The organism is Streptomyces sp. NPDC102258, from assembly GCF_055584685.1.
Genome location: NZ_JBVJLO010000012.1, coordinates 131691 through 148378 on the forward strand (window position 1 = coordinate 131691; position 16688 = coordinate 148378).

15 protein-coding genes are annotated in these 16688 nt (G+C 75.6%); 9 read left to right on the forward strand and 6 right to left on the reverse strand.

Translation table 11 applies throughout. The features are described from left to right. Window positions 1-24: 24 nt before the first annotated feature. From ACZ6ZT_RS21445 to ACZ6ZT_RS21455, 3 genes are all read left to right on the forward strand, one after another. Window positions 25-2448, forward strand: a complete 2424-nt coding sequence (locus ACZ6ZT_RS21445) for a helicase C-terminal domain-containing protein (RefSeq protein ID WP_469721227.1) — start codon at window positions 25-27, stop codon at window positions 2446-2448. A gap of 215 nt (window positions 2449-2663) precedes the next feature. Further along, on the forward strand, window positions 2664-3275 hold the full coding sequence (locus ACZ6ZT_RS21450) for a DUF4291 domain-containing protein (protein ID WP_469721229.1): 612 nt from the start codon (window positions 2664-2666) through the stop codon (window positions 3273-3275). A gap of 156 nt (window positions 3276-3431) precedes the next feature. Continuing rightward, window positions 3432-5075, forward strand: a complete 1644-nt coding sequence (locus tag ACZ6ZT_RS21455) for a DNA repair helicase XPB (protein WP_469721231.1) — start codon at window positions 3432-3434, stop codon at window positions 5073-5075. Here the strand turns inward: ACZ6ZT_RS21455 and ACZ6ZT_RS21460 are convergent. Both ACZ6ZT_RS21460 and ACZ6ZT_RS21465 read right to left on the reverse strand, forming a co-directional pair. After that, complete coding sequence (locus tag ACZ6ZT_RS21460) at window positions 5041-5949, reverse strand: glycosyltransferase family 87 protein (RefSeq protein WP_469721233.1); 909 nt, start codon at window positions 5947-5949, stop codon at window positions 5041-5043. The genes ACZ6ZT_RS21455 and ACZ6ZT_RS21460 overlap by 35 nt on opposite strands. 193 nt (window positions 5950-6142) lie before the next feature. Continuing rightward, window positions 6143-6328, reverse strand: a complete 186-nt coding sequence (locus ACZ6ZT_RS21465) for a hypothetical protein (RefSeq protein ID WP_469721235.1) — start codon at window positions 6326-6328, stop codon at window positions 6143-6145. Between the two features lie 306 nt (window positions 6329-6634). Here ACZ6ZT_RS21465 and ACZ6ZT_RS21470 point away from each other — a divergent pair, with 306 nt between their 5' ends. Further along, window positions 6635-8710, forward strand: coding sequence for a HelD family protein (locus tag ACZ6ZT_RS21470; protein ID WP_469721237.1), 2076 nt, complete (start codon window positions 6635-6637; stop codon window positions 8708-8710). Window positions 8711-8765: 55 nt separating this feature from the next. Here ACZ6ZT_RS21470 and ACZ6ZT_RS21475 read toward each other — a convergent pair whose 3' ends face one another. Next, window positions 8766-9452 (reverse strand): copper homeostasis protein CutC, encoded by a 687-nt coding sequence (locus tag ACZ6ZT_RS21475; RefSeq protein ID WP_469721239.1) that lies wholly within the window; start codon window positions 9450-9452, stop codon window positions 8766-8768. A gap of 130 nt (window positions 9453-9582) precedes the next feature. Between ACZ6ZT_RS21475 and ACZ6ZT_RS21480 the strand changes: the two genes are divergently transcribed. Together ACZ6ZT_RS21480 and ACZ6ZT_RS21485 are read left to right on the forward strand one after the other, a co-directional pair. After that, a complete protein-coding gene (locus tag ACZ6ZT_RS21480) occupies window positions 9583-10248 on the forward strand; it encodes an HD domain-containing protein (protein ID WP_469721241.1) in 666 nt (221 codons plus the stop codon). A 94-nt stretch (window positions 10249-10342) separates the two neighbouring features. After that, window positions 10343-11566: a Cmx/CmrA family chloramphenicol efflux MFS transporter gene (locus ACZ6ZT_RS21485; RefSeq protein ID WP_469721243.1), complete on the forward strand. Its 1224-nt coding sequence runs from the start codon at window positions 10343-10345 to the stop codon at window positions 11564-11566. An 18-nt stretch (window positions 11567-11584) separates the two neighbouring features. Here ACZ6ZT_RS21485 and ACZ6ZT_RS21490 read toward each other — a convergent pair whose 3' ends face one another. Both ACZ6ZT_RS21490 and ACZ6ZT_RS21495 read right to left on the reverse strand, forming a co-directional pair. After that, window positions 11585-11851: a DUF4031 domain-containing protein gene (locus ACZ6ZT_RS21490; RefSeq protein WP_469721245.1), complete on the reverse strand. Its 267-nt coding sequence runs from the start codon at window positions 11849-11851 to the stop codon at window positions 11585-11587. A gap of 7 nt (window positions 11852-11858) precedes the next feature. Next, the gene (locus ACZ6ZT_RS21495) at window positions 11859-12236 is read right to left on the reverse strand and encodes a hypothetical protein (protein ID WP_469721247.1); all 378 of its coding nucleotides are present in this window, start codon (window positions 12234-12236) and stop codon (window positions 11859-11861) included. A 108-nt stretch (window positions 12237-12344) separates the two neighbouring features. On the opposite strand from ACZ6ZT_RS21495, the gene ACZ6ZT_RS21500 reads away from it, so the two are divergent. The 3 genes from ACZ6ZT_RS21500 to ACZ6ZT_RS21510 all read left to right on the forward strand — a co-directional run bounded on the left by ACZ6ZT_RS21500 (window position 12345) and on the right by ACZ6ZT_RS21510 (window position 15222). Then, complete coding sequence (locus tag ACZ6ZT_RS21500; RefSeq protein ID WP_469721248.1) at window positions 12345-12680, forward strand: hypothetical protein; 336 nt, start codon at window positions 12345-12347, stop codon at window positions 12678-12680. Then, a complete protein-coding gene (gene murQ, locus ACZ6ZT_RS21505) occupies window positions 12677-13606 on the forward strand; it encodes an N-acetylmuramic acid 6-phosphate etherase (protein WP_469721250.1) in 930 nt (309 codons plus the stop codon). Before ACZ6ZT_RS21500 ends, murQ begins: the two co-directional genes overlap by 4 nt. A 71-nt stretch (window positions 13607-13677) precedes the next feature. Next, window positions 13678-15222, forward strand: coding sequence for a PTS transporter subunit EIIC (locus ACZ6ZT_RS21510; protein WP_469721251.1), 1545 nt, complete (start codon window positions 13678-13680; stop codon window positions 15220-15222). Window positions 15223-15243: 21 nt separating this feature from the next. On the opposite strand, the gene ACZ6ZT_RS21515 is transcribed toward ACZ6ZT_RS21510, so the two are convergent. Then, the gene (locus ACZ6ZT_RS21515; protein ID WP_469721252.1) at window positions 15244-16428 is read right to left on the reverse strand and encodes a S8 family peptidase; all 1185 of its coding nucleotides are present in this window, start codon (window positions 16426-16428) and stop codon (window positions 15244-15246) included. Window positions 16429-16688: the final 260 nt, after the last annotated feature.

Consider the following 16688-nt stretch of genomic DNA (forward strand, 5'->3'; position numbering starts at 1 on the left):
CGACGTGACCAGGAGGCGACCACCGTGCCCGAGGCAAGCACCGGCACCGCTGCGGCGAACGCCCCGCGCTCCCTCGCCGAGGCGCTGCGCGCCCGCGACGACGTGGGGCTCGCCGCCCTGCTCCACGCCCGGCCGGACCTGCTGAGCCCGGTGCCCGGCGACGTCACCCAGCTCGCCACCCGGGCCGGCACCCGCGCCTCGGTGGTGCGCGCCCTGGACCGGCTGGACCGGTTCGCGCTGCAGACGGCCGAGGCCCTGGCGGTGGCCCCGGAGCCGTGCCCGTACCCGGTGCTGGAGTCGCTGCTGACGGGCGGTGAGGACGAGGCCGCCCGCGCCGCCCTGCCCCGCGCCCTCGGCACCCTGCGCGACCAGGCCCTGGTGTGGGGCGACGAGGACCGGCTGCGCCTGGTCCGCACCGCCCGCGAGTTGCTCGCCCCGTCCGCGCAGCGGCCCTCGCCGACCGGCCTGGGGCCCACCGTCGCGGAGGCCACAGCCGGGATGTCGCCGACCCGGATCCAGGAGATCGTGGCGGCGGCCGGGCTGCCCGCCACCCATGACCCGGTGTCGGCGGTGACCGCGCTGACCGGGCTGTTCACCGACCCGGAGCGGATGTCGGCGCTGCTGGACGAGGCTCCGGCGGAGGCGCACCAGGTGCTGGGGCGGCTCGTGTGGGGGCCGCCGTACGGGGAGGTGACGCCCCATCCGACGCCTCCGGTGCGCTGGCTGCGCGACCGCGGACTGCTGCTGCCCGCGACGGCGCGCACGGTGGTGCTGCCCCGCGAGGTGGCCCTGCACCTGCGCGGCGGGCTCGCGCACCGGCGGACGGCGCCGCTGGCCCCGGAGGTCGGCGCGCACCGCGAACACCGTCCACAGCTCGTGGACGCGAACGCCGCCGGTCAGGCGCTGGCCGCGCTGGCCACCGTCGAGGAGCTGGTGAAGTCCTGGGAGCACACCGGGCCGCCGGTGCTGCGGGCCGGCGGGCTCTCCGTACGCGACCTCAAGCGGGCGGCGGCCACCCTGGACACCACCGAGGCGTCGGCGGCGTTCTGGGCGGAACTGGCGTACGCGGCCGGGCTGCTGGCCGGCGACGGCGAGGCCGACGAGCGGTACGCGCCCACCCCCGCCTTCGACGGCTGGTGCGAACTGCCGCCCCCCGAACGGTGGTCGGCGCTGGCGGCGGCCTGGCTGCCGGCGACCCGGACGGCCGGGCTGGTCGGCGAGCAGGACGCCAAGGGCCGCACCCTGTCGGCCCTCGGCCCCGACCTGGACCGCTCGGCCGCGCCCGAGGTGCGCAGCCGGGTCCTGGAGCTGCTGGCCGACCTGCCCGAGGGCGCGTCCCCCGACCCGGACGCGCTGCTGGAGCGGCTGGCGTGGGAGCGGCCGGTGCGCGGGACGAGCGACCTGCGGGCCCGGCTCGCGCACTGGACGCTGCACGAGGCCGAGGTGCTGGGCGTCACCGGCCGGGGCGCGCTCAGCGCGTTCGGGCGGGCCCTGCTGGCGGGGGCCGATCCGGCGCCGCTGCTGGGGCCGCTGCTGCCGAAGCCGGTGGACCACGTCCTGCTCCAGGCCGACCTGACGGCGGTGGCGCCGGGGCCGCTGCGCCGCCCGCTCGGCGACGTCCTGGCCGTGCTGGCCGACGTCGAGTCGAAGGGCGGGGCGACGGTGTACCGCTTCACGCCCGGCTCCGTACGGCGGGCGCTGGACTCCGGGCACACCGCCTCCGACCTGCACGCCTTCCTCGCCGAGCACAGCCGGACCCCGGTGCCGCAGCCGCTCGCGTACCTGATCGACGACGTGGCCCGGCGGCACGGGCACCTGCGGGTCGGCGCGGCCTCCTCGTACGTGCGCTGCGACGACGACGCGATGCTCGGCGAGATCCTGGCCGACAAGCGGTCGGCCGGGCTGGGGCTGCGCCGCATCGCGCCGACCGTGCTGGCGGCGCAGGCCGAACCGGGGGCGCTGCTGGAGGGGCTGCGGGCGATGGGCTACGCCCCGGCGGCGGAGTCCCGTACCGGCGACGTGCTGGTGGCGCGGGCCGACGCGCACCGCACCCCGGCGCGTTCGGCGCCGGTGCCCGTCCCGGACGGGCCACCGGTGCCGGACGCGACGCTGCTGGGCGCGGCGGTACGGGCGATCCGCGCGAGCGACCTGGCGGCGACGGCGGTCCGCAAGGAGCCGGCGCCCTCCGACGGCGGGCCCGCGACGGGCGAACTGCCGCGGACGAGCGCGGCGGAGACCCTGGCCACGGTGCAGGCGGCGGCGCTGACCGGCTCGGCGGTGTGGATCGGGTACGTGAACGCCGACGGGGCGGCCAGCCAGCGGGTCATCGCCCCGGTACGGGTGGAGGGCGGCTTCGTCACCGGGTACGACCACACGGCGGACGAGGTGCGCACGTACGCCCTGCACCGCATCACGGGCGTCGCGGAACTGGCGGAGGACCAGGTCTGACGCGGGGCGGTACGAAGACCCGCCGCGCCCACCCGGCGGCGGTACGAAAGCCCGCCGCACGCACCCGGCGGCGGAACGGAAGCCCGCTTCCCACCCGGGCGCGGACCGGGAACCCGCCGCCCGCCCGCCACGCACCCGGGGGGGCGGAAGAACCCCCCGCCCCCGGAGCGGAAAACCGCTGGCCACCCGCCCCGCGCCCGGGGCAGTCTGACGGGGTGTCCACCCCCGGCCCCACCCCCCACCCCACCCCCGCCCGCCAGATCCGCGCCGCCCACGGCCCCGCCACGGTCACCGTCTACCAGGCCTACTCCCCCGCCCTCGGCCTCCCCGCGGCCCGCGACGGCCGCTTCCCGCCCGCCTGGAAGCGCGAGCGGATGACCTGGGTCAAACCGTCGTTCCTGTGGATGATGTACCGCTGCGGCTGGGCGTCCAAGGCCGGCCAGGAGACCGTGCTGGCCGTCGAGATCACCCGCGCGGGCTTCGACCTGGCCCTGGCCGGGGCCTGCCTCGCGCATTACGCCCGCGGCGTGCACGAGGACCGCGCGGCCTGGAAGCGGTCCCTGTCCCGCGCCCCGGCCCGGGTCCAGTGGGACCCCGAGCGGGACCTGCACCTGAGCCCGCTCCCGAACCGCTCGCTCCAGCTGGGCCTGTCGGGCCCCCTCGCGCGGGCCTACGCCGACGAGTGGACGGTCTCCATCCGCGATGTGACCCCGCTGGCCCGGGAGGTCCACGCCCTGGTCCGGACCGGCGCCACGGACGCGGCCCGCGCCCTGCTCCCCGTCGAAACCCCCTATCCGACGCCTCCCCTGCCCCACCTCAGGGCCTGACCCGACCGGCCGCCGCCGGCCCGCCCCGCGCCACGGCCCGGCGGGACGGAAACGGCCGCGTCCGGGCGGGACGGCCCCGGAAGCGGTGCGATGCGGCAGACTGGAGGTTTGCCCGTCCGCGTCCGGACGGGCACCCCACGCCGGAAAGGGGCGTCTGTGAACGGGCCTCTCATCGTCCAGAGCGACAAAACCCTCCTGCTGGAGGTGGACCACGAGCTCGCCGGTGCCGCACGGCGGGCCATCGCGCCCTTCGCCGAGCTGGAGCGGGCGCCGGAGCACATCCACACGTACCGGATCACCCCGCTCGGGCTGTGGAACGCGCGGGCGGCCGGGCACGACGCCGAGCAGGTCGTCGACGCGCTCGTGGAGTTCTCCCGGTACCCCGTCCCGCACGCGCTGCTCGTCGACGTCGCCGAGACCATGGCCCGCTACGGACGGCTCACCCTGTCCAAGCACCCGGTCCACGGGCTGGTGCTGACCAGCACCGACCGGCCCGTGCTGGAGGAGATCCTGCGGTCCAAGCGGATCGCCCCGCTGGTCGGGGCGCGGCTGGACCCCGACACGGTGGCCGTGCACCCCTCCGAGCGCGGCCAGATCAAGCAGACCCTGCTGAAGCTCGGCTGGCCGGCCGAGGACCTCGCCGGGTACGTCGACGGCGAGGCCCACGCGATCGACCTGGTCGAGGACGGCTGGGCCCTGCGCCCGTACCAGCAACAGGCCGTGGAGGGCTTCTGGCACGGCGGTTCCGGGGTGGTCGTCCTGCCCTGCGGCGCGGGCAAGACGCTGGTCGGCGCCGGAGCGATGGCGAAGGCGAAGGCGACGACGCTGATCCTGGTGACGAACACCGTCTCGGCGCGGCAGTGGAAGCACGAGCTGATCAAGCGGACCTCGCTGACGGAGGAGGAGATCGGCGAGTACTCCGGCACCCGCAAGGAGATCCGGCCCGTCACGATCGCCACGTACCAGGTGCTGACGACCAAGCGGAAGGGCGTCTACCCGCACCTGGAGCTCTTCGACTCCCGGGACTGGGGGCTGATCCTCTACGACGAGGTGCACCTGCTGCCGGCGCCGGTCTTCAAGTTCACCGCCGACCTCCAGGCGCGGCGGCGGCTCGGGCTGACCGCCACCCTGGTGCGCGAGGACGGCCGGGAGTCGGACGTCTTCTCCCTCATCGGGCCGAAGCGGTTCGACGCCCCGTGGAAGGAGATCGAGGCGCAGGGCTACATCGCGCCCGCCGACTGCGTCGAGGTGCGCGTCAACCTCACCGAGGCGGAGCGGCTCGCGTACGCGACCGCCGAGACCGAGGAGAAGTACCGCTTCTGCGCGACGACCGCGACGAAGCGCAAGGTCACCGAGGCCCTGGTGCGCAAGCACCAGGGCGAGCAGACCCTCGTCATCGGGCAGTACATCGACCAGCTCGACGAGCTGGGCGAGCACCTGGACGCGCCCGTCATCAAGGGCGAGACCTCCAACGCGCAGCGCGAGAAGCTCTTCAACGCCTTCCGCGAGGGCGAGATCAGCGTGCTGGTCGTCTCGAAGGTGGCCAATTTCTCCATCGACCTGCCCGAGGCGACCGTCGCCATCCAGGTGTCCGGCACCTTCGGCTCCCGGCAGGAGGAGGCGCAGCGCCTCGGCCGGGTGCTGCGGCCGAAGGCGGACGGGCACGAGGCCCGGTTCTACTCGGTCGTCGCCCGCGACACCATCGACCAGGACTTCGCCGCGCACCGCCAGCGCTTCCTGGCGGAGCAGGGCTACGCCTACCGGATCATGGACGCCGACGAGCTGCTGGCGAGCGACTGACCCCCGGCCCCAGGGGCGGCCGGGGCGCGGGAACGCCCCCGGCCGCCGGACCCGGCTCGGGGCCCGGCCGCGTACCCGGATCGGTACGCGGCTCTGTGCGCGGCCGCGTACGTGACTCCGTGCGCGGCTCCGTGCGCGGCCGGGCCGGGCGGCGGGCGAGCGCGCCGGCCAGGACCGACAGCAGCGGTACGGCCCACACCCACAGGTGCGGCCAGTCCAGCAGCAGGGCCCGCCCATGGGCCGGGAGGTGGCGGGCCCAGAAGTCGGCGGAGGCCTGCGGAAGGACCAGCAGGCCGAGCAGGACGGTCCCGGCGAGACCGGCCAGGGCGGTGAGCCCGGCCCGGACCCGGCCGGTCAGCAGCAGGTACGGGATGAAGACGGCCGGGGTCAAAGTGATCCCGGCGGCGGTGCCCAGCGCGAAGCCCTTGCCGAGCGCGGCGCGCGGCCGGGCCAGGTCCCACAGGGCCAGGCAGGCCAGCGCCAGGTTGATCTGGCCGGGCAGCGGACTCTGGAACAGCGGCTCCAGCCAGAGCCCGCCGATGGTGGCGGCGAGCACGGCGCCCGGCCGGGCCCGGAGCCGGCCGAGACGGCAGGAGAGCAGGACCAGCAGGGCGAACAGGCAGCCGCTCCCGAGGACGAGGACGGCCTTGAGCACTCCGGCCGGCAGCCACGCGGCCGGCGTGAACAGGATCGCGGCGAACGGCGGATAGGCGGCGGGCGGATGCCATTCGGCGCCGGAGAACCCCCGCAGCAGGGCGTCGGCGGCCGGGATGCGCCAGGCGACGCAGAGCACGCCCAGCACCAGCAGCGAGCCCGTGACCAGCACACCGACGAGGGGCGACGGCGAGCGGCGGGAATCGGAGCTGCGTGTCACGCGCGTGACCCTAGTGGATCACCCGGCGACCGGTACCGGGATCAGGCCACGCGCCGCGACGACCCGGCACGGCACCCGCCCGTCGGACACCCGGGGCCGCCCGACGGCCACCCGGGGCCCGGCCCGCGTACGCCCGGTGCCCGACGCCCGACGCCCGACGCCCGACGCCCGACGCCCGACGCCCGACGCCCGCTCAGCGGCGTATGACGCCCGCGTCCTCGGCGTACTCACCGAGGACGACGACGCTCACGGCGGTCGTGGTGAAGACCCCCACGGCGCGCAGGACATCGCCGAAACGGTGGCGCGGACGGGAATCGGAGGTGGCGGTGGCGCCGCTCGGGCGGCCGCCCCGGCTCGGGGTGAAGGTTGCGGTGCTCATGTGTCCATGGTGCGTTTCCCGCCCCGGATCCACATCGCCCTGGGGGTGTAACCGCAAGGCCCCCGGCGTCCTCCTCCCGGCCCATGCCGACCCCTACGGGCACCCCTGAGGTCTGACGCTCCCCCGTATGACACCCGTACGGAGGTCCTGCCCCCGGCGGGACCCGCGCCCGGTAATCCGTTCGCGCCGCCCCGCCCCGCTGACTACACTCTCCGCTCTTGCCGCCTCCCGCAGCCCTGCCGGGGAGAGCCTCCCGCCGGACGGAAACCGGCGGGCTTCCATCGCCACACAGCTGGAGGCAGTCCCGTGCCCGCGCACGCCCCCGACACCACCCCCGACGAGGCCACGACCGATCCGCTGGGCCGCGAACGGGCCCATCTGAGCGCCTCCCGCGCCGCCCTGCGCGCCATGCGCGCGGACGTCGAGGCCCTCGACATCCGCGACGTCACCGCGAACTGGGTCAACGCGGTCGTCCTCCAGGCCCAGATGGAGGACCGCGTCAAGGCCCTCGCCGACCTCTCCCACACCCCGCTCTTCTTCGGCCGCCTCGACTACCTGCACGCCCCGGGCGCGGAGCTGGCCGAGGGCGCGGGGGGCGAGCAGTTCTACATCGGCCGCCGCCACGTCCACGACGCCGACGGCGACCCCATGGTCATCGACTGGCGCGCGCCGGTCTCGCAGCCCTTCTACCGCGCCTCCAAGAACGACCCGCAGGACATCGGACTGCGCCGCCGCTTCGGGTACACGGGCGGCGAACTGACCGCGTACGAGGACGAGCACCTCTGCGATCCCACCGAATCGGCCGCCGTCAGCAGGCTCCTCCAGCAGGAGATCGAACGCCCCCGCGTCGGCCCCATGCGGGACATCGTCGCCACGATCCAGCCCGAGCAGGACGAGATCGTCCGCTCCGGCCTGTCCGGTTCCGTCTGCGTCCAGGGCGGTCCCGGCACCGGGAAGACCGCCGTCGGCCTGCACCGCGTCGCGTACCTCCTCTACGCGCACCGCGACCGCCTCGCCCGCACCGGCACCCTGGTCATCGGGCCGAACCGGTCCTTCCTGCACTACATCGAGCAGGTGCTGCCCGCCCTGGGCGAGCTGGAGGTCAAGCAGGCCACCGTGGACGACCTGGTCGCCCGCGCGGGGCTGGAGGTGCGCGCCGCCGACGCCGCCGCGACCGCCGTGGTCAAGGGCGACGCCCGGATGGCGGAGGTGCTGCGCCGCGCCGTCCGCTCCCACATCACCGAGCCGGCCGAGCCGCTGATGGTGGTGCGGGGGTCGCGGCGCTGGCGGGTGCCCGCGTACGAACTGGCCGAGATCGTCGCGGAGCTGCGCGAGCGGGACATCCGTTACGGGGCGGCCCGCGACGCGCTCCCGCAGCGCATCGCGCACGCGATCCTGGTCCGCATGGAGCAGGCGGGCGAGGCCCCCGACGACCGGGTGCAGGACGCGGTGGCGCGCAACCCGGCGGTCAAGGCGGCGGTGAAGGCGGTGTGGCCGCCGGTGGAGCCGGCGAAGCTGGTGCTGCGCCTGCTGTCGGACCCGGAGTTCCTCGCGGCCCACGCGGAGGGGATCCTCACGCAGGACGAGCAGAAGCTGCTGCTGTGGCCGAAGCCCTTCCGCGGTGTGAAGGCGGCGAAGTGGTCGGCGGCGGATCTGGTGCTCATCGACGAGGCCGCGGACCTGGTGGAGCGCACCCCGTCCCTGGGCCACGTCGTCCTGGACGAGGCGCAGGACCTGTCCCCGATGCAGTACCGGGCGGTGGGGCGGCGCTGTACGACGGGCTCGGCGACGGTCCTCGGCGACCTGGCGCAGGGCACCACCCCGTGGGCGACGCGCAGTTGGGACGAGGCGCTGACGCACCTGGGGAAGCCGGAGGCGGTGCTGGAGGAGCTGACGGCGGGCTTCCGTGTGCCGCGCGAGGTGATCGCGTACGCGTCCCGGCTGCTGCCGGTGATCTCGCCGGGGCTGGCGCCGGTCTCCTCGGTCCGCGAGACGCCGGGCTCCCTGGTGGTCGCGGAGTCGGCGGACCTGACGGCGGACGTCGTCGCGGCCTGCCGGGACTCGCTGACGCACGAGGGCTCGGTCGGCCTGATCGCGGCGGACGCGCGGATCCCGGACCTGGCGCGGGCGCTGGCGGAGGCCGGGCTGCCGTATCTGGCGCCCGGCGAGGAGACGACGGCGCGGTCCCGGCTGACGCTGGTGCCGGCGTCGCTGGCGAAGGGTCTGGAGTACGACTACGTGGTGCTGGACGAGCCCGCCGCGATCGTCTCCGGCGAACCGGACGAGCGGACGGGGCTGCGCCGCCTGTACGTCTGCCTCACCCGAGCCGTCTCCGGCCTGACGGCCCTCCACAGCGCCCCCCTCCCGGCCGCCCTGACCTGACGCCGCCGGGCGGCCCCGGCCCGACCCCGCCACCCGAAGCCGGGGCCGGGCTCGGTTACCCCACCGCCTCGCGCCACTGCGCGACCGCCGCCGCCGACACCGGTCGGGACCAGCCCGCGGGGCGGGCCGCGCCGCCGATGTGGAAGGCATCGATGCCCGCCGCCCGCAGGGCCGGGAGGTGGGCCAGGGTGAGGCCGCCGCCGACCAGGATGCGCGGTGCGTAGCCCGGCTCGCCCGCCCGCGCGGCCTCCGCCAGGAGGACCGGCAGGCCGTCGGAGACCCCCGCTGCCGAGCCCGCCGTCAGGTAGGTGTCCAGCCCCGGCAGGTCCGCGAGGGCCTTGCGCAGCTGGTCCCGGTCCGCCGCCCGGTCGATGGCCCGGTGGAAGGTCCACCGGCAGCCGTCGAGTTCCGCCACGACCGCCTCGACGGCCGCCAGGTCCGGGCTGCCGTCCGGGTTCAGGAAGCCGAGTACGAACTCCCGCGCCCCCTCGGCCCGCAGCCCCCGCGCCGCCTCCACCAGCCCGGCGACGTCACCGGCGGCGAACCCGTCCGTCCTGCGGAGCATCACGCGCAGTGGGATGTCGACCACCGCCCTGATCGCCGCGAAGGTCTCGCGCGGCGGGGTGAGCCCGTCGGCGGCCATGTCGGTGACCAGTTCGAGCCGGTCCGCCCCACCGGCCTGCGCCGCGACCGCGTCCTGCGCGTCCAGGGCGATCACCTCCAGGAGCGCACGGTTGCCCATTCGATGCCGTCCTTTGTTCCGGTTGATCGGATGTTGTTCCGATAAGGAAAATAGGTCTAGTCCAATGTTCAGGGTACGGGCCCGCACCCGCCCTCCACCAGCGACATCACGCCACCCCCACAATGTGCGCATGGACACCGACCCCGCCCCCCGCGACGCCACCGCCCTCCGCGCCCGCTGGCGGGCCACCGTCACCGCCGCCGGAGCCGACCCGGTCCGCGACCCCGGCCCCTGCGCCGAGCGCCTGCTGACCGCCTGGGCGGAGCCCCAGCGCCGGTACCACACCACCGACCACCTGGCCGACGTACTGGCGCGGGCCCACGTACTCGCCCCGCACGCCGCCGACCCCGCCGCCGTCGAGCTCGCCGCCTGGTTCCACGACGCCGTCTACCGCCCCGACCGCTCCGAGAACGAGGAGCGCAGCGCCGCCCTCGCCGAGCGCGCCCTGCCCGAACTCGGCATCGCCCCCGCCCGCACCGCCGAGGTCGCCCGCCTGGTCCGGCTCACCGTCACCCACGACCCCGCCCCCGGCGACACCAACGGCGAGGCCCTCTGCGACGCCGACCTCGGCGTCCTCGCCGGCGCCCCGCGGGAGTACGCCGCCTACGCCGCCGCCGTCCGCGCGGAGTACGGCTTCGTCCCCGACGAGGCCTTCCGGGACGGCCGCGCCGCCGTACTGCGCCGGCTGCTGGCCCTGCCCCGCCTCTTCCGCACCCCGTACGGCGCGGCCCACTGGGAGGCCCCGGCCCGCCACAACCTCACGGCGGAACTGGACACGCTGACGGCCGCCACCTGAGGCCGCGACCTGACAGACGACCGCCCGCCCGGGAATGCGTCCCCGTTCGCATCGGTTTGTGAATGTCATGCCCGCAGCTACCCCACGCCCCCGCATGCCCGTCGCCGTCTACATCCTCGGCCTGTCCGTCTTCGCGCTCGGCACCAGCGAGTTCATGCTCTCCGGACTGCTGCCACCCATCGCCGAGGACATGGGCGTCACCATCCCGCAGGCCGGGCTGCTGATATCCGCGTTCGCGGTCGGCATGGTCGTCGGCGCCCCGCTGTTGGCCGTCGCCACCCTGCGCCTGCCCCGCCGCACCACCCTCATCGCCCTGATCAGCCTCTTCGGCCTCGGCCAGGTCGCGGGCGCGCTGGCCCCCTCGTACGGGCTGCTCTTCGCCTCCCGCGTGGTCTCCGCCCTGGCCTGCGCCGGGTTCTGGGCCGTCGGCGCGGCCGTCGCCATCGCCATGGTCGACAAGGACCAGCGGGCCCGCGCCATGGCGGTCATGATCGGCGGCCTCTCCATCGCCAACGTCCTCGGCGTCCCAGCGGGCGCCTTCCTCGGCGAGCAGTTCGGCTGGCGGGCCGCGTTCTGGTCGGTCGGAGCGGCTTCCGCCCTCGCGCTCGCCGGGATCCTGGCGCTGATCCCGAAGATCCCGCTGCCCGCCGAGCGGCCCCGCCTCGGCCGCGAGCTGCGCATCTACCGCGACCGCCAGGTGTGGCTGTCCATCGGCATCACCGCGCTGGCCGCCGGCGGCGTCTTCTGCGCCTTCAGCTACCTGTCGCCGCTGCTCACCGACGTGGCCGGACTGGACGCGACGTGGGTGCCCTGGATCCTCGGCCTGTTCGGCGTCGGCGCGCTGCTCGGCACCACCGTCGGCGGCCGGATCGCCGACGCGCACCTCTTCGGGGTGATGCTCTGGGGCATCAGCGCCTCCACCGTCTTCCTCGCCGCACTCACCCTGCTGGCCTCCGTGCAGGCGGCCGCCATCGCCCTGGCGTTCCTGATCGGCGTCTCGGCGTTCTTCACCGCCCCGGCCCTCAACGCCCGCATGTTCAACGTCGCCGGCGCCGCCCCCACCCTCGCCGGAGCCACCACCACCGCCGCCTTCAACCTGGGCAACACCGGCGGCCCCTGGCTCGGCGGCACCGTCATCGACGCCGGGCACGGCTTCGTCGCCCCCGCCTGGGCGGGCGGCGCCATGACCCTCACCGCCATCGCGCTCACCGTGATCGCCCTGCGCCTGGACCGCCGTACGCCGCCCCGCGCGACCCGCGTGATCGCCTCGGGCTCCGCCGCCCCGGCCGCCGCCACCCCGCAGCCGGCCGACGCCTGACCCACGGGGCCGCCCGGCTCAGGCCGGGCGGCCCTTCGGCCTGCGCAGCCCCGCGTCCGTCAGCCGGCGCACCAGCTCCTTGCTGCCGATCTCCACCGCGCCCGCCCCGACCGCGGCCGCGTACCGGTGCGCGGGCACGTCGTAGTGGTCCCGCTCGAAGGCCCGCGCCGGGCAGCCGATGGAGGCCGCGAACGCGTGCAGTTCCTCGTACGAGACGTCGCTGACCAGGTGCGACCACATCCGGCCGTGCCCCGGCCAGACCGGCGGGTCGATGTAGACGGTCACGGGCGGCTCACCGGCCCGGATGGAAGACGGGACCGAGGCCGCCCACCGCCGCCACCCGGACGCCCGCCTCCGAACACACCCAGTGCGGATCGGGCCCCAGCTCCGGCTCCACGTCCAGCGCGTGCGGCTCCCCGTGCGCGCACACCGGGCACAGCGGCCAGCGCCCGTACTTCTCCAGCAGGGCGTCCTTCACGTCCTGCGCGACGAGTCCGGCGAGGTAGTCGACGCCCTCGGGCCACTGCTCCACCCACCACCTGCGGTGCGTCACGGAATCCTCGACGAGCGAGACGACATCGGCGTCGGCGACCTCACCGGCGGCGAGGTCGGCGATGACGAGGGCACGGGCGACGTGCAGCGCCTGTTCCAGGGGGGTCGCGTGGTCCATGCGCCCATTGTGGCCCCGTACCGGCCGGTCGGTGAAGGTCCCTTTCCCCGGGCGGCCCGACCCTCATGGCGTCTTGACGGCCGCCGGGCGCGAAAATAGCTTTCCAGGGTGATCCAGGTCACGAAGGACCCCACCGGCCACCGCCCGGCCCCGGCGGCCCCGCGCCCCCGCGCCCGGGCCCTCCCCGGCTCCGCGAGCCCCTCCGTGCGGTCCGTCGTCCAAGCCGTCACCGCCGATCCCGCGGGCTGCGCCCGGCTCACCGTCAACGCCCTGGCCGCACGCACCGGCGCCGGCGCCGGCGAGGCCACCGTCGTCCGCACCGTCCGCCTCCCCGGCCATCCCGGCCACCGCGACCCGCGCCCGGCCGCGCCCGCGCCCGCCGCCTCGTACGAGGCCCGCCGCCGCACCCCCGCCCCCCGCACCACCCCGGAGCCCCGCCCATGACCACCGCGCACGCCGACCTCCGCGCCCAGCTCGACACCCTGACCACCGAGGCCTTCCGCCCCGACCTCGCCGAGATCGACCGGCTGCCCACCCTGGAGATCGCCCGGATCATGAACGCCGAGGACACCACCGTCCCGGCCGCCGTGGCCGGCCGGCTGGAGGCCATCGCCGCCGCCGTCGACGCCATCGCCGCCCGCATGTCCCGCGGCGGGCGCCTCGTCTACGCGGGCGCCGGCACCGCCGGCCGGCTCGGGGTCCTGGACGCCAGCGAGTGCCCGCCCACCTTCAACACCGACCCGGCGCAGGTCGTCGGCCTGATCGCGGGCGGCCCGTCCGCCCTGGTCAGGTCCATCGAGGGGGCGGAGGACTCCGCCGAGCTGGCCGCCGCGGACCTCGACGCCCTGGGCCTGGGCGCCGACGACAGCGTCGTCGGCGTCTCCGCCTCCGGCCGCACCCCGTACGCGGTCGGCGCCGTCGAGTTCGCCCGCCGCCGCGGCGCGCTCACCGTCGGGCTGTCCTGCAACGCCGGCTCCGCGCTCGCCGCCGCCGCCGAGCACGGCATCGAGGTCGTCGTCGGACCCGAGCTGCTCACCGGCTCGACCCGGCTGAAGGCGGGCACCGCGCAGAAGCTCGTACTGAACCTCATCTCGACGGTGACGATGATCCGCCTCGGCAAGACGTACGGGAACCTCATGGTCGACGTACGCGCCTCCAACGAGAAGCTGCGCGCCCGCTCCCACCGCATCGTGGCGCTGGCCACCGGCGCGTCCGACGCGGAGATCGAAGCCGCCCTCACCGCCACTGGCGGCGAGGTCAAGAACGCCGTCCTCGTCCTCCTCGGCGCCGTCGACGGCCCCACCGCCGCCACCCTCCTCGACGCCTCCGGGGGCCACCTGCGGGCGGCCCTCGACGGCGCCCGCTCCTGACCGGCCCCGCCCCCCTGCCCGCCCCGCCCGATCCGCCCGCCCCGCCCGCTCCCGACGCAAGGCGACCCACCATGTCCCCTGACAAGAACCGCGCCACCGCAGCCGCGATCCTTCCTCTGGTCGGCGGCCCGGACAACATCACCTCCGTCGCGCACTGCATGACCCGGCTGCGCATCGGCCTGCGCGACCGCGCGCTCGTCCAGGACGCGGGACTCAAGGCCCTCCCCGCGGTCCTCGGCGTGGTCGAGGGGGACACGTACCAGATCGTGCTCGGCCCGGGCACCGTCGCCCGCGTGACCCCCGAGTTCGAAGCCCTCGTGGAGGAGGGCCGCGCCCCCGCCGCACCCCCGGCCGCCCCTTCCCCAGCCGCCCCCGCCGCGCCCGCCGCCGACAGCGCGGACACCGCCCCCCGGCCCGTCACCGCCGAGGGACTCGCCGTCCGCGGGGCCGCGTTGAAGGAGGCCCGGAAGGCGCGCAACGCCACTCCGTTCAAGCTGTTCCTGCGCCGCGTCGCGAACGTCTTCGTCCCGCTGATCCCCGCCCTCATCGGCTGCGGCATCATCGCCGGTCTGGGCGGCCTGCTCACGAACCTCGGCTGGGCCCCCGCCCTGGTCCCCGCCCTCGCCGCGATCGGCGGCGGCTTCATGTCCCTGATCGCGGTCTTCGTCGGCTTCAACACCGCCAAGGAGTTCGGCGGCACCCCGGTCCTCGGCGGCGCGGTCGCCGCGATCATCGTCTTCCCCGGCGTCACGAAGATCGACGCCTTCGGCCGGGACCTCTCCCCCAGCCAGGGCGGCGTCCTCGGCGCGCTCGCGGCCGCGCTGTTCGCCGTACAGGTGGAGAAGTGGTGCCGCAAGCGGGTCCCCGAGACGCTGGACGTGCTGGTCACGCCCACCCTCACCGTGCTGGTCTCCGGCCTGGTCACCCTCTTCGGCCTGATGTTCCTCGCCGGTACGGTCTCCAGCGCCATCGGCACCTTCGCCACCCGGCTCCTCGCCACCGGCGGCGCCTTCGCCGGGCTCCTCCTCGGCGGCCTCTTCCTCCCCCTGGTGATGCTCGGCCTGCACCAGGCCCTGATCCCCCTGCACACCACCCTCATCCAGGAGAACGGCTACACGGTCCTGCTGCCGGTCCTCGCCATGGCGGGCGCGGGCCAGGTCGGCGCGGCCCTCGCCGTCTACGTTCGCCTCCCCCGCAACGGCTCGATCCGCGCGACCATCAAGTCCGCGCTCCCGGCCGGCTTCCTCGGCGTCGGCGAGCCGCTGATCTACGGGGTCTCCCTGCCGCTGGGCCGCCCCTTCGTCACCGCCTGCGTCGGCGGCGCGGCGGGCGGCGCCTTCGTCGGCCTCTTCAACCAGCTGGGCGTGGCCTTCGGTTCGACCGCCATCGGCCCCTCCGGCTGGGCGCTGTTCCCGCTGCTGGACGGCACCGCGGGCCCGGGCGCCATCCTCGCCGTCTACGCGGGCGGCCTGCTGACCGGCTACGTCGTGGGCTTCGCCGGGACCTGGTTCTTCGGCTTCACCCGGCAGATGCTGGCCGAACTCGACACCGGCCCCGAGCCGGACCCGGCCGCGCCCGCCGCCGCCGGGCCCGCGAAGGAACCCGTACCGGCGTGAGGCGCGGCGCCGGACCCGGACTCAGAGCCCGTTGGTGAACAGCAGCCGGTTCGGGCTGCCGTCGCTCAGGTTCTCGATGACGTCCTTCGTGGACTTGTCGGCGAGGAAGCCGCGCACCTCGGCCGGCAGGGCGTTCGGGTGCTCGGCCTTGTAGAGGGCCGCGACGCCGGTGACGTGCGGCGCCGCCATCGAGGTACCGCTCAGGTTCACACTGCCGCCGCCCGGCTTCGCCGAGGTGATGTCCTTGCCCGGGGCGTAGATGCCGAGGCACCGGCCCCAGTTCGAGAAGTCGGTCTCCTCGTCGAAGCGGTTCGTCGCACCGACCGTCATCGCGCCGGCGGCCGAGGCGGGCGAGATCTGGCAGGCGTCCCGGTTGTCGTTGCCCGCCGCGACGACCGGCAGCACGCCCCGGTCGGCCACGGCGGTGACGGCGTTGTTCACGGCGGTGGACCGGTCACCGCCCAGGGAGGCGTTCAGGACCGCCGGCTGGTGGGCGTGACCGGCGACCCAGTCGAAGCCCGCGATGATCCCCGACCAGGACCCCCGGCCGTCACAGCCGAGGACGCGCACGCTGACCAGCTCGGCCTTGCGCGCCACCCCGAAGGTGGTGCCGCCGACCGTGCCCGCGACGTGCGTGCCGTGGCCGTTGCAGTCCGCGCCGTCGCGGCCGTCGCCGATCGCGTCGAACCCGCGCACCGCGCGGCCCCCGAAGTCGGGGTGCGCGAAGTCGATGCCGGTGTCCACGACGTACGCGGTCACCCCCTGGCCGCTGCCGTGGGCGCTGAAGTCGTTGTCGAGCGGCAGGAACCGCTGGTCGATCCGGTCCAGCCCCCAGGAGTGCGCGGGCGACATGGCCCCGACCCCCGGCCGGGGCATGGGCGGGGCGCTGACCCGCGCGTCCTGTTCCACGGACGTCACGCCGTAGGCCTCCCGGACGGCCTTCAGCTGCTTTTTGGTGAGGTTCGCGGCGAACCCGTTGATCGCCCGGCCGTAGGTGAACTTCGGCTTCAGACCGAGGGCCTTCGCGAACTCCGCCGGACGGAAGGTCCTGGAGAGGGTGACGATGTAACTGCCCGGGATGGCGTTCGCGGCGGTCAGGAGCGGGGCCGGAGTCGGCTCGGGAACTGCGGCGGAGGCCGTACCGGCCGCCACGGGGGTCAGGGCGAGGACGGCGGCGGCGGTCAGGCGCGCGACGGACAGACGCATGGGGGGAGCTCCCTGGAGTGCGTGTGGATCGGCGTGGAGCGGCCGCGCCCGTCACCGGCGAACGGCTCCCGGGAGGCGGCCCCCTCCTGCATCGGGATCCTCCGGCGGCGGGCTTGAGCCGCCCCCCGCCGCCTGGCCGATCCCCCGGGACCTCCGGGCCCGGCCCGCGCACCCACTCCGGAATCGGTCGTCCCTGGCCGGCACGCCGGGCGGCACCCGCGGCCACGGCCCGGAAAAATTCACCCGTACGGGCGACCAGC